The 14,247-nt window shown below is 65.7% G+C and carries 1 protein-coding gene; it reads right to left on the bottom strand.

The genetic code is table 11. The features are described 5' to 3' along the window. Positions 1–3: 3 nt before the first annotated feature. Positions 4–14,040: a non-ribosomal peptide synthase/polyketide synthase gene (locus C4J89_RS11950; RefSeq protein WP_124414504.1), complete on the bottom strand. Its 14,037-nt coding sequence runs from the start codon at positions 14,038–14,040 to the stop codon at positions 4–6. Between the last annotated feature and the right edge of the window lie 207 nt (positions 14,041–14,247).

Raw genomic sequence — 14,247 nt, 5'->3', positions numbered from 1 at the left:
GGTTCAAATCGCCTCTAGTTCGCTCAAAAAGTCACGAAGATCATCAAAATCTTCCTCGCTGCCGGCGCGGAAGGTGGCTGCGGCCTGCACATAGGCACGCAGCGATTCGGTCTGGAACAGTTCCATCAGCGGTACGTCCAGGCCCAGCTCGGCCTGGACCCGCGAGGTGATCTGGATGGCCAGCAAGGAATGCCCGCCGACTTCGAAGAAGTTGTCGTCCAGGCCCACTTGCGCCAGGTGCAGCACGTCGGCCCAGATGGCGGCGATCTGCTGCTCCAGTTCGGTCTGCGGCGCCACGTAGCGTTGCTGCATTTGGCTGGCGTCGGGTAGCGGCAGGCCCTTGCGGTCGAGCTTGCCGTTGGGGGTCAACGGCATCTGCGCGAGGAACACGAAGTGCGCCGGCACCATGTAATCCGGCAGGCCGCTTTTCAGGGCGCGGCGCAGGGTGTCGCGGAACTCGCCTTGGTCGGCCAGGCTGGCATCGGCCGGTACCACGTAGGCCACCAACTGCTTGCCGGTCGGGCCTTCCTGGGCCACCACCACGGTTTCGCCGACGCTGTCCTGCTCACGCAGGCGCGCTTCGATTTCGCCCAATTCGATACGGAAGCCGCGGATCTTGACCTGATGGTCGACACGGCCGAGGTAGTCCACCACCCCGTCCGCGCGCCCGCGGGTCAGGTCGCCGCTGCGGTACACACGGCTGCCGGGCTGGCCGAACGGGTCCGGCACGAAACGTTCGGCGGTCAACGCCGGGCGTTCCAGATAACCCCGGGCCACGCCCTCGCCGCCCAGGTACAACTCGCCGGCCACGCCGATGGGTTGCAGGTTGAGCTGGGCATCGAGCACGTAGCCGCTGCGGTTGCCGAGCAAGGTGCCGATGGGCGCGTACACCGCGCCGCACGGGTCGCCTTTGCGCGCCTTCCACAGCAGCGGCGTGACCACGGTTTCGGTGGGGCCATAGCCGTTGAACAGGTAAGTCGGTTTCAGTGCGCGCCAGGCCAAGTCATAGCTGGCCTGCGCCACCGCATCACCGCCGAAGCAATACACGCGCACCGCCGGTGGGTTGCCGTCACGCTCGGCATGTTCGGCCAGTTGTTGCAGGTACACCGGTGGGAACACCGCCATGGTCACGTGGTGGCGGTGCATTTGTTCGTAGGTGTATTCCGGCAACCACAGGCTGTCGTCACGGATCAACACGCTGGCGCCGTTGATCAGCGGGTGCATCCAGCCTTCGTGGGCACCGTCGAAGGCGAACGACATGAAGTGCAGTTCGCAATCGGCGGGGCTGGTTTCATAGCGCTCGCCGGTGGCGATGATGTGCGCCACCAACGGCCCGTGGGACACCGCCACGCCCTTGGGCATGCCGGTGGAACCGGAGGTGTAGATCACGTAGGCGAGGTTGTCGCCGTGCAGAACCACGTTCGGCGCGTTGTCGTTGAGGTGCGCCCATTGCTCGGTAGCGTCAATCGCCAAGGTCTCCAACCCTTGCGGTATCGGCAGTTGCGCCAATGCCTGGGTATGGCTGAGCAGCAGTTGCGCACGACTGTCCTGCATCATGTACAGCAAACGATCACGCGGGTATTCGATATCCAATGGCACGTACACGCCCCCGGCCTTCAGCACGGCGAGGAAGGCCACCATGATCTCGGCACTGCGCGGCATGGCGATGGCCACCCGCACTTCCGGGCCGACGCCACGGGCGATCAGCGCATGGGCCAGGCGGTTGGCCTGGGCGTCGAGCTCAGCGTAACTCAGGGTTTGCGCATCGAACTTCACCGCCACTGCATCCGGGGTCTGCCGCGCACGGTCAGCGACCAGCTCATGCACCAGGCGCTGGGCCGAGTAGCCGGATTCGGTACGGTCCCACAGTTGCAGGATGTGTTGCTGCTCATGCTGACCCAGCAGGTGCAACTGGCCGATGGGTTGGTGTGGATCGGCGACCATTGCCTGTAGCAGGTTCTGCCAATGCGCCGCCATGCGCGCGATGGTGGCAGGCGCAAACAGGTCGGTGGCATAGCTCAGGGAGGCATGCACCGCCGTCGGGCTTTCTTCGACGTCCAGCGCCAGGTCGAACTGGGCCACGCCTTCGTCCCAACTCAGCACTTCGATGTGCAGGTCGGTCAGCTGGTGCAACTGGCTTGCGGCGGACGTCACGCGGTGGTTGAACAGCACTTGGAACAGTGGGCTCAGGCTGAGGCTGCGCTCCGGTTGCAACGCCTGCACCAGCTGTTCGAACGGCAGGTCCTGATGGGCCTGGGCGTCCAGGGAGCGCTGGCGCACCTGGCTCAACAACTGCTCGACGCTCATCTGCCCGTGCAGATCGGCCTTGAGCACTTGGGTGTTGACGAAGAAGCCGATCAAACCCTCGGTTTCCAGGCGATTACGGTTGGCAACCGGGACGCCGACGCGCACGTCTTCCTGGCCGCTGTAGCGGTGCAACAGCGCCTGATAGGACGCCAGCAGCACCATCGGCAGCGTGACGCCGACGTTGTGCGCCAAGGTGCGCAGGCCGTCCAGCAGCCCTGGCGCCAACTCGATGCCCAGGCGTGCGCCGCGATGGCTTGGCAGCGCCGGGCGCGGGTAGTCGAACGGCAGCTCCAGCACCGGTTGCTCGCCGCCCAACTGCTCGCGCCAGTAAGCCAGTTGACGCGTCTGCTCGCCGGCTTCCATCCACTGGCGTTGCCACACGGCATAGTCGGCGTACTGGATCGGCAATGCCGGCAGGTGCGGCGTGTGCCCCTGGCTGAACGCGGCGTACAGCTGCACCAGTTCCTCGACCATCAGTTGCATCGACCAGCCATCGGAGACGATGTGGTGCTGCACCAGCACCAGCACATGGTCGTCCTCAGCCAGGCGCAGCAACTTGACCCGCAACAGCGGCCCGCGCAGTAAATCGAAGGGGCGTGCGACTTCGGCCGCCACAGCGCCCTTGAGGTCGGCGTAGGCACAGGCGCCCCGGTCGATATCGATCAGGCCCAGCGCTTCGATGACTTGCACCGCGCCCGTGGCTTCCTGGCGCAGATGGGTGCGCAGGCTTTCATGGCGCGCCAGCAAGGTATCGAAGCTGCGTTGCAGCGCGGCCTGGTCCAGTGGGCCATGCAAGCGCAAGGCACTGGGGATGTGGTAGGCCATGCTGTGCGGGTCCAGTTGCCACAGGAACCATTGGCGCTCCTGGGCGTAAGACAGCGGCAAGGGTTGCGTGCGGTCGGCCCTCTGCAGCGCCGGCGCGGTCACGCCCTCCTCGCCCAGTGCGCGCACAAAGTCACCCAGCAGGGGTTGTTCGAACAGGGTCTTGAGCGCGACTTCCAGGGCCAAGGCCTGACGCACCCGCGACACCACCCGCGTGGCCAGCAAGGAATGCCCGCCCAGTTCGAAAAAGTGATCGTCGAGACCTACCTGCGGCACGTCCAGCACCTCGGCCCAGATCGCCGCGACCTGTTGTTCGCGCGAGGTGACGGGGGCCAGATGGCCTTTACTCAGTTGGCTGGCATCCACCTTGGGCAAGGCCTTGCGGTCGAGCTTGCCGTTGGGGGTCAGGGGCAGACGGTCGAGGAACAGCAGGTGCGCCGGCACCATGTAGTCCGGCAGGCGCTCGCGCAACGCGGTTTTGTAGGCCTGTTGTTCGTCCGGTGCGGAGCTCACCAGGTAGGCGATCAAGCGGTCGTTGTCGGCCAGCACCACGGCTTCACGCACGCCTGGGCAGTCACGCAGGCAGGCTTCAATCTCACCCAGTTCAATACGGAAACCGCGCACCTTGACCTGATGATCGACCCGGCCGAGGTACTCGACCACGCCGTCTGCGCGGTAACGCGCCAGGTCGCCGGTGCGGTACAGGCGTGCGCCGGGCGCACCGAACGGGTCTGGCACAAAACGCTCGGCGGTGAGCGCAGGCTGTGCGTGATAACCACGCGCCAGGCCGACCCCGCCGATCAGCAGCTCACCGGCCGCGCCTTGCGGGCATGGCGTGAGCCCGGCATTGAGGATGAACAGCGAGGTGTTGGCGATGGGCCGCCCGACCAAAGGCTGCGCTTCGTGCAGCCGATGGGCCGCCGACCAGATGGTGGTTTCCGTCGGCCCATAGAGGTTCCACACCGGACCTTGCAGAGCGAGCAGGCGCTGGGCCAGATCAGCCGGCAACGCTTCGCCGCCGCACAGGCACTGGACGCCGCGCAACAGCTGCGCGCGCGGGCTGTCGAGCAGCATGCGCCAGGTCGACGGCGTGGCCTGCAGCACCGTGGCCGCTTGGCTGTGGGCCAGGTCGAGAATGGCTTCCGGGTCGAGCGCCATGGCCTGCTCGCTCAGCAGCACTGTCGCGCCGACACTCAGCGGCACGTAGAGCTCCAGGGCGAAGATGTCGAACGAGAACGTGGTCAACGACAACAGGCGGGCATCAGCGCCGATGGACAAGCTGTCGGCCATGGCGCAGGTAAAACTGCACAGCGCCTGGTGCCGCACCATCACGCCTTTAGGCTTGCCGGTGGAGCCGGAGGTGTAGATCACGTAGGCCAGGTATTCCGGCGTGAGCGTAACCTGCGGGTTGTGTTCTGCTCCCGGTTCATCCTCGACCAGCAGCACCTGCAGGCCCTCGGGCTGCGCCAACTGACCGTGCAACCGCGCCTGGGTCAGCAGCACCCGGGCGCCGCTGTCGTCGAGCATGAATGCCAGGCGCTCGGCCGGGAACTGCGGGTCGAGCGGCACGTAGGCAGCGCCGGCCTTGAGGGTGGCCAACAGGCTGACCGCCATGTCCAGGGAGCGCTCCACATGCACCGCCACCAGCACGTCAGGGCCCACGCCTGTCGCAATCAAGCGATGCGCCAGGCGATTGGCCCGGCGGTTGAGTTCGGCGTAGCTCAGGCGGTCGCCATTGAAGCGCAGTGCGACGGCCTCCGGCTGGGCAAGGGCTTGGGCCTCGAACAACTGATGCACGCACTGCTCGCGTGGATAGTCGAATGAGGTGTGGTTCCAGTCTTCAACCATCTGCTGCCATTGCGGCGCGCTGAGCATCGACAGGTCATCGAGCGCCTGGGACGCATCGCTCACCACTGCGCGCAGCAGGTTATGCCAATGCCCGGCCAGGCGTTCCAGGGTCGCCGCTTCGAACAGGTCGGTGGCGTACGTCAGCGACGCCCAGAGGCCATCGGCGGATTCTTCGGTTTCCAGGCTCAAATCGAACTGGGTGGTGTGCCCGGCCCAGTCCAGCGCCTGCAACGCCAGGCCCGGCAAGTGCACAGGGCCGGCGCGCAGGCTGTCCTGATGGTTGAACATCACCTGGAACAGCGGGTTGTGGCTGAGACTGCGCTCAGGCTGCAAGGCTTCGACCAGTTGCTCGAATGGCAGGTCCTGATGCGCCTGGGCCTCCAGGGCACGGCGCTTGACCTGGGCCAATAACTGTTCGAAAGGCATTTGCCCATGCAACTGCGCCTGCAGTACCTGGGTGTTGACGAAGAAACCGACCAGTCGCTCGGTTTCCAGGCGCGTACGGTTGGCGATCGGTACGCCGACGCGGATCTCGGATTGGCCGCTGTAGCGATGCAGCAAGGTCTGGAACGAGGCCAGCAGGAGCATGAACAAGGTCACGTCCTGACGCTGGGCCAACGCCTTGAGCTCGGCCACCAGCGCGCGGTCCAGATGGATCTGCCGGCGCGCGCCCCGATGGCTTTGCACCGCCGGACGCGGGTGGTCCAGGGGCAGCGCCAGCACCGGGTGCTCACTGCCCAGGCGCGCGCACCAGTAATCGAGCTGGCGCTGTGTTTCCCCGGCCGCCATCCAGTCACGTTGCCACTGGGCATAGTCGGCGTACTGGATCGGCAACGCCGGCAAGGCGTCGTCGCCCTGATAGAGCGCCACCAGCTCATCGACCATCACTTGCATCGACCAACCGTCGGAGATGATGTGGTGCTGGGTGATCACCAGCACATGATGCTCTGGCGCGACGTCGAGCACTTTAACCCGCATCAGCGGGCCGTTGCGCAGGTCGAACGGGCGCTGGATTTCCTCGGCCACCGCCTGTTCGATAGCCGCCACATCGACGCGCTGCTGCTCGATGGTCAGCGCCAGGTGCGGATGAATGACTTGCAAAGTGTGCTCGCCTTGCTCCACAAAGGTGGTGCGCAGCGGCTCATGGCGCTGTACCAGGGCCTGGAACGCCTGCTCCAGTGCGGCGCGGTCCAGTTGGCCGCGCAGGTGCAGGGCGACGGGTACGTGATAGGCCGCGCTGGCGGGGTCCAACTGCCAGAGGAACCATTGGCGTTCCTGGGCGAAGGACAACGCCAGCGGCCGGCCGCGTTCCAGCGCCAGCAACGGCTGCGCCGTGCTCATCTGCAACGCCGCGCAAGCGTCGGCAAATGCGCGCAGGGTCGGCTGTTCGAACAGCGCGCGCAGCGGCACTTCCAGCTTGAGCGCATGCCGCACCCGTGAGATCACCTGGGTGGCCAGCAACGAATGACCACCGCGTTCAAAGAAGTGATCGTCCAGGCCGACGCGCTCAACCTGCAACACCGCTTGCCAGATCGCCGCGAGCTGGATTTGCAGCGGGCTGTGGGGCGCCACGTAGGCCGGGGCGTGCAGGTTCAGGTCCGGCGCCGGCAGTGCGCGGCGGTCGAGCTTGCCGTTGGTGTTCAAGGGCAACGCCTCGAGCACCACCCACTGCCCAGGCACCATGTAGTCCGGCAGCGACTGGCGCAAACGGCTCGCCAGTGCCTGTGTCTCCAGCACATGGCCTTCGGCGGCTACCACGTAGGCGACCAATTGCGTGCCCGTGGCGCTCGGCAGCGCATGCACCGCTGCTTCACGCACCTGCGGCAAGGCTTGCAGGCTGGCTTCGATTTCGCCCATTTCGATACGCAAGCCGCGAATCTTCACCTGGTGGTCGATGCGCCCGACGTATTCCAGCACACCCTCCTCGTTGTAACGGGCCAGGTCGCCGCTGCGGTAGAGCCGCGCACCGGGGACAGCGGCAAACGGGTCGGGCAGGAAGCGCTCGGCGGTCAGCGCCGGGCGGTCGAAATAGCCTTGGGCCAGGCCGGCCTCGGCACCAATGCACAACTCGCCCACGCCATCGGTCGCCTGCAGTTCGAAAGCGCTGTCGAGCACGTAGAGCGAGCGCCCTGCAATCGCGCGCCCAATCGGCACGCCGAACGCATCGCTGGCATCAGCCAACCGGCAATCGTGCACGCTGGACACCACCGTCGCCTCGGTCGGCCCGTACGTGTTGACCAGCCGCACACCGCCCAACCCGGCGGCATGCCAGGCGCGCAGGCCTTCCACGGACATGGCCTCACCGCCCACATGCACCTGGCGCAGCTGGCCCAGGGGGCGGCGGTGCACGGCGCATTCCTTGGCCAGCAAGTACCAGTAGGCGGCGGGCAAGTCGGCCAGGGTCACGCCCTGCTCGACGATTTCTCGCGCCAGTTGCCCGGCGTCCCACAGTTCATCGCCGCGCATGATCAGCGCCGCGCCCACGCACAGCGGCGGGTAGCACTGCTCGACAAAGCCGTCGAAACTGAAGGTCGCAAATTGCAGCACGCGGTCCTGGCCGCTCAGTTGGCTGTACACCGCGGCGCTGTCGCAGAACTGGTCGAGAGCGGCATGGTCGATGGCCACGCCTTTGGGCTGGCCGGTGGAGCCGGAGGTGTAGATCACATAGGCCAGGTCTGCCGCCGCCGCGTGGTTGGGCGGATTGGTCGCAGGGTAGCTGGCCAATTCATCACCGCCGGCGCTGAAGTCGATGCGGCTCAGCCCTGCGGGCAATGGCAAGTCGGCCAGCAGGCCGGTTTCGCTGAGCAGCAGATCGAGGCGGCTGTCCGCCAGCATGTAGGCCAGGCGCTCGGCCGGGTATTTCGGGTCCAGCGGCACATAGGCCGCGCCGCTCTTGAGCACCGCCAGCAGGCTGACGATCAACTGCGGGCCACGACGGGACGCGAGGCCCACGCGCTGACCGGGGCCGACGCCGCATTCCAGCAGGCGATGGGCCAGGCGGTTGGCGCGGGCGTTGAGTTGGGCATAGCTGAGGCGTTCGCTGCCAGCCTGCACCGCCAGTGCGTTCGGCGTGGCCTGGGCCTGGGCAGCGATGCGTTGATGGGCGCGCTGGTGAGGCTGGGTGGCTGCGGGCAATTGGCTGAGGGCAAGCACGTCGCGCTGGGCGCTGGCGTCGAGCAGACGCAGGTTGCCCAGGGGGCTTTGCGCGTCCGCGAGGAATTGCGCGAGCAGATACTGCAGGTTGTCGCTCAGGCGGATGACCTGGGCTTGGCTGAAGTGCGCCCGGTCGTAGCTGAATTCCAGGCGCAGGCTGTCACCCAGTTCGATGCCGAGGGTCAGCGGATAATGCGTGCGCTCATGGTTATGCAACGGCCCGAAGCTCAGCCCGGCCGGCGCACCCTGTTTCAAGGCTTCGGCCACCGGGAAGTTTTCGAACACCAGCAGGGTGTCGAACAGCGCGGCGCCTGGCTGGCCAGCCCAGCCCTGGATGTCGTAGAGCGGCACATGCTCGTGATCGCGCAGGCTGAGGTTCAGCGCTTGCAACTCGCCGAGCCAACTGATGGCCGATTGTGCCGGCGAGGCGGCGCTGATGATCGGCAAGGTGTTGATGAACAGGCCCAACTGCTGTTCGATCCCCGGCAACGGCGCGGAACGCCCGGCCACGGTGGCGCCGAACGCCACGCACGCCTGGCCGGTGTAGCGTTGCAGCAGCAGGCTCCAGGCCCCTTGCAGCACGGTGTTGAGGGTGACTTTGTATTGGCGGGCGAACTCACTGAGGGTGTGGGTGACCTCACGGCCCAGCACGACGTGATGGTCGGCAGTGCCTGCCGGCGCAACCGGCGTACGCAGCGCTTGGGCCAGCAAGGTCGGCGCCTGCAACGGCGCCAGCTGGGCTTTCCAGAACGCTTCGCCGTTGCCTTGCCGTTGCAGCCAGCCCAGGTAATCGCGAAATTGCCCGAGCGGTGCGGGCACGGCCTGGCCGGCGTAATGGGCGAGCACCTCGCCGAGCAACTGGGCGTTGCTCCAGCCATCCATGAGAATGTGGTGACTGGTGAAAATCAGGTGCCAGGTCGCCCCCGTGCCGCGCACCAGCATCAGGCGAAACAGCGGCGCGGTATCGAGTGCGAAACCGCGTTCACGCTCGGCGTGGGCCAGCGCATCCAGATCGGCACTCGGGTCTTCAATCACCTGCAGCTGCAGGTCGACCTGGCGCCGGATCACTTGATGGGCGCTGTCCAGGCCCAGCCAATGGAAGCTGCTGCGCAGGATGTCGTGACGGTCCAGCGCGGCCTGCCAGGCGCGCCCGAACGCCAGCAGATCGAGGCCGTCGATGTCGACGCACAACTGGTTGATATAGGCCTGGGCCTCCGGCGCCAGCAGGGTGTGGAACAGCATGCCCTGCTGCATCGGCGACAGCGGGTACAGGTCGGCGATGGCCGGCCCGGCCACCGGCAATCCATCCAGTTGCGCCTGAGTGACCTGTGCCAGGGGGAAATCCGATGGCGTGACCTGCCCGGCCGGTGTGGCACAGCAATGGGCAATCACGGCCTTGAGCTCACAGGCGAAGTCGTCCGCCAGGCGCTGGATGGTCGCCGCCTCGTACATCTCGCGACTGAAGCCCCACTGCAGCGCCAATTCACCGCCATACACCTGCCCTTCCACCGTCAGCCAATTGGCCAGCGGTGTCTCGAGGTCCTGGGCCTGGCCGCTGCCCTCGGCGGCCGGTACAAACAGTGCCGATTCATCGAACTGGCGATCGAACTGCCCCAGATAGTTGAAGGTAATGCGCGGCACGGCCAGGCCGGCCAGGGATTCGCGGGCTCCGGGCGCGCCGAGGTAGCGCAGCAGGCCATAGCCCAGACCCTTGTCGGGGACTGCACGCAGTTGTTCCTTGACCGCCTTGATCGCGCCGGCCAACTCGCCGTCCGCTTGCAGGCGCAGCGGAAACAGGCTGGTGAACCAGCCGACGGTGCGCGTCAGGTCGATGCCGTCGAACAGGTCTTCGCGGCCATGCCCTTCCAGCTGGATCAGCGCGGCGGGCTGAGCGCTCCAACGGCTGACCACGCGCGCCAGGGCGGTGAGCAACAGGTCATTGACCTGGGTGCGATAGGCCGCCGGCGCCTCTTGCAGCAACTGGCGCGTGTGCTCGGCGTCGAGGCGCGTTTCCAGCTTGACGCCCAGGCGATGCTGCAGGCCGCCTTCAGGATGATCACACGGCAACTCGGCATCGACCGATTGCGCCTGCCAGTACGCCAGTTGGTGCTCGAGAACGTGCGCCCGCTCCTGCAGCCGGTGCGCCCAGTGCTGATAGGCGCTGGTCTTTGCCGGCAACCGCTGCTCGCGATACGCCTGTTGCAGGTCTTCCAGCAGAATGCGCCAGGACACGCCATCCACCACCAGGTGATGCACCACCAGCAGCAACCGCTGGGTGCCGTCGGCCATCTCGACCAGGGCGGCGCGCAGCAACGGGCCGTGCTCCAGGTCAAGGCTGCGCTGGGCCTTTTCACACAGCGCGGCCAATTCGGCGTCGGTGTCGGCCTGGGCCTGCCACAGCAGCGATGCATCGACCGCAGCGGCGTGGTGCTGTTGCCACCCTTCAGCCTGCGCCACGAAGCGCAGGCGCAGGGCATCGTGATGCCGGACCACTTGCATCACGGCCGCGTCGAGCCGAGCGGGCTGCAGTGGTTCACGCGGGGTCAGCAGCAACGACTGGTTCCAATGGTGACGCGCCGGGATGGCCTGGGCGAAAAAGCCCTGCTGCACCGGCGTGAGGATGACCTCACCGCTGACCGGCCCCTGATCGACTTCGCTCAGTTCGTCGACGCCCGCCACCAGCGCCAGGCTGCGCACACTCTGGTACTGGAACAGGTCGCGCGGACTGAGGCGGATACCGGCCTGGCGGGCCCGGCTGACCACCTGAATGGAGATGATCGAATCGCCGCCCAGCGCGAAAAAGTTGTCGTCCAGGCCGACAGCCTGAATGCCCAGCACGTCGCTCCAGATCGCGGCCAGGGCTTGTTGCACGGTATTTTCCGGGGCAGCAAAGGCCTGCTGCGCCGTGGCGTCCGGCAGTGGCAGCGCCTTGCGGTCGAGCTTGCCGTTGGCGGTCACCGGCAGTTTGGCAAGCGTGATGAAGTGGCTTGGCACCATGTATTCCGGCAGGCTGCCAAGCAGCCAGGCCTTGAGGTCGGTCGGTGCGTCGCGTTCAAGCACCAGGTAAGCCACCAACTGCTTGCCGCCGTGTACCACTACCACCGCTTCGCGCACCGTTGGGTGCTGCATCAGGCGCGTTTCGATCTCACCCAGTTCGATGCGCAAGCCGCGCAGCTTGACCTGATGGTCGAGGCGGCCAAGGTATTCGATCACCCCGTCGCCGCGCTGGCGCACACGGTCACCGGTACGATACAGGCGCTCGCCGGCCACGAACGGGCTTGGCACAAAGCGCTCGGCCGTCAGCGCCGGGCGGCGATGGTAACTGCGCGCCAGGCCGGTGCCGCCGAGGTACAGCTCGCCCGAGACGCCAGCCGCAACCGGATTGAGCTGGGCATCCAGCACGTAGGTGCCGAGGTTGGCGATCGGCCGGCCGATGGGCACGCTGTCGGCGCCTTCGTCGATGCAGGTCCAGTGGGTGACGTCGATTGCTGCTTCGGTCGGGCCGTAAAGGTTGTACAAGGCCGTATTCGCCAGCTTGGCGAACACTTGGCGTTGCGCGTCCAACGGCAAGGCTTCGCCACTGCAGACAATGCGCGTGAGGCTGGCGCAGGCCTCCACGCCGGGCTCATGGATAAACGCCTGCAACATTGACGGCACAAAGTGCACGGTGGTGATGGCGTGCCGGCCGATGGTCTCGATCAGGCGGGCCGGTTCACGGTGTTCGCCCGGCGCGGCAACCACCAGGCGCGCGCCCGTCATCAGCGGCCAGAAAAACTCCCACACGGAAACGTCGAAGCTGAACGGGGTTTTCTGCAGCACCGCGTCACCGCCATCGAGCGCATAGGCCTGCTGCATCCAGCACAGGCGGTTGACCAGTGCGCGGTGGCTGTTACCGGCGCCCTTGGGTTTCCCGGTGGAACCCGAGGTGTAGATCACGTAGGCCAGGTTCAGCCCATGCAGGCTGACGTTCGGGGCTGCGGTGCTGTAGCCATCGAGCCAGTTCGCTGGCTGATCCAGGGCAATCACCTGGAGGCCTGCGGTCGGCAGCCGTGCCAGCAGGCTTTGCTGGCTGAGCAGCAGCCTGATGCCGCTGTCGTCGATCATGTACGCCAGGCGCTCCTCGGGGTATTCCGGGTCCAGCGGGACGTAGGCGCCGCCCGCCTTGAGAATTGCCAGCAGGCCCACGACCATTTCAATGGAACGCTCGACACAGATGCCCACCAGCACGTCCGGGCCGATGCCTTGTGCGCGCAATGCATGGGCCAACCGGTTGGCGCGCGCGTCAAGCTGGGCATACGTCAGGGTCAGCTCACCGAACACCAGCGCTGGCGCATCAGGCGTGCGTTGCGCCTGGTCTTCAATCAAGTGATGGATCGCGCGTTCGGTGGGGTACGGCGTGGCCGTGTGGTTCCGGGTCTTGACCAGCAGTTGTAGCTCGTCGGCGTCCAGCATCGGCAGCTCACCGATGCGCTGTTCAGCGTCCGCCACCATCGCCTGCAACAGGCGGGTCCAATGGCGCGCCATGCGCTGGATGGAGGTCGCGTCGAACAGGTCGTTGGCGTAGGTCAGCGCGGCATGCAAGGTGCCGGATTTTTCATAGGTGTCGAGGGTGAGGTCGAACTGGGTGGTGCGGCCTTGCCATTCCACCAGGGCCAGTTCCAGGCCGGAGGCGGTGCTGACAGAAGCGATATCCGCCACCACCGGTTGATGGTTGTACATCACCTGGAACAGCGGCGTATGGCTGAGGCTACGCTCGACGCTCAAGGCGTCGACCAAGCGTTCGAACGGCAATTCCTGATGGGCCTGGGCGCCCAGGGCGTGCTCCTTGATGCCTTGCAGCAGTTCGGTAATGCGGGTTTGGCCGGTCAGCTCGGTGCGCAGTACCTGGGTGTTGACGAAGAAGCCGATCAAGCCTTCGACTTCAGTGCGGTTGCGGTTGGCGATGGGCACGCCGACACGAATGTCGTCCTGCCCCGTATAACGATGCAGCAACACGTTGAAGGCACCGAGCAGCAGCATGAACAAGGTGACGTTGTGCTTTTGCGCGCACACGCGCAGTTGCGTGGCCAGCGCCGGGTCGATCTCGAAGGCATGGCGAGTGCCCTGGTAACTTGGCATGGCCGGGCGTGGACGGTCGGTCGGCAGCTCCAGAACCGGATGTTCATCGCCCAGGCGCGCCTGCCAATACGCCAACTGGCGCGCCTGTTCGCCGGCCTCCAGCCAGCGGCGCTGCCACAGGGCGTAGTCACTGTACTGGATCGCCAGCGCCGGCAATTGTGGCGCCTCGTTGCGCTCGTGGGCGTCATAGCAACGGATGAACTCGTCGATCAACACATTCATCGACCAACCGTCGGAGACGATGTGGTGCAAGGTCAGCAGCAGCACGTGCTCGTGTTCGTCGAGCCTGAGCAGCTGCACGCGCAGCAGCGGGCCATGCTCGAGGTCGAATGGCAGTAGCGACTGACGCGTCGCTGCCGCGTTGACCGCCTGCTCACGGTCAACGGGCGCCAGGGTGCTCAAGTCCAGGTGCTCGATGGCCAACGACGGCTCGATTGAAACCTGCGCCAGACGCTCATCCGCTTGACGCTGAAACACCGTGCGCAAGGTTTCGTGACGCGCCACCAGGCTGGCGAACGCTTGTTCCAGGGCGTCGAGGCTGAGCGCGCCTTTCAAGCGTACGGCGCCGGGCAGGTTGTAGGCGCCGCTGGCCGGATCCAACTGCCAGAGAAACCACATGCGTTGCTGCGCGTAGGACAGCGCCTGGCGATCCTCGGCCTCAACCCCCGCCGGAATCGGAAACCGGGAAAAATCCACGCCTTCTTTCTGCAAGGCCTGCAGGAACACTTGGCGTTTTTCCAGGGGCAACCCGATAAACCGGCGAGCAAGTTTCAAGGAGTCTTCAGCATTCATTTGTTGGAGTCCGGAGCAATAGGCAGGAAGCACAAAGGCACGTCGTCCCTATAAAACGAACCGCAGAGGGAAAAATTAGCGAGCAATGGGGGCCTGCAAGCGAGGTGTCATCACGGGTTACATCAATCTTGGGAAAGACGCATCAGACCGAGCTAGCATTGACGTACACCACTTTTTGCAACTAAATTTAGTTACACGCAGGGAACG

It is taken from the genome of Pseudomonas sp. R4-35-07 (genome assembly GCF_003852235.1).
GTDB lineage: Bacteria > Pseudomonadota > Gammaproteobacteria > Pseudomonadales > Pseudomonadaceae > Aquipseudomonas.
The sequence above is the reverse complement of the archived record's forward strand: the minus strand, read 5'-3'. Positions and strand labels throughout refer to the sequence as shown.

Excerpts from the sequence above, each read along its gene's own strand:
- C4J89_RS11950 (WP_124414504.1), bottom strand. The coding sequence starts at position 14,040 with ATGAATGCTGAAGACTCCTTGAAACTTGCTCGCCGGTTTATCGGGTTG.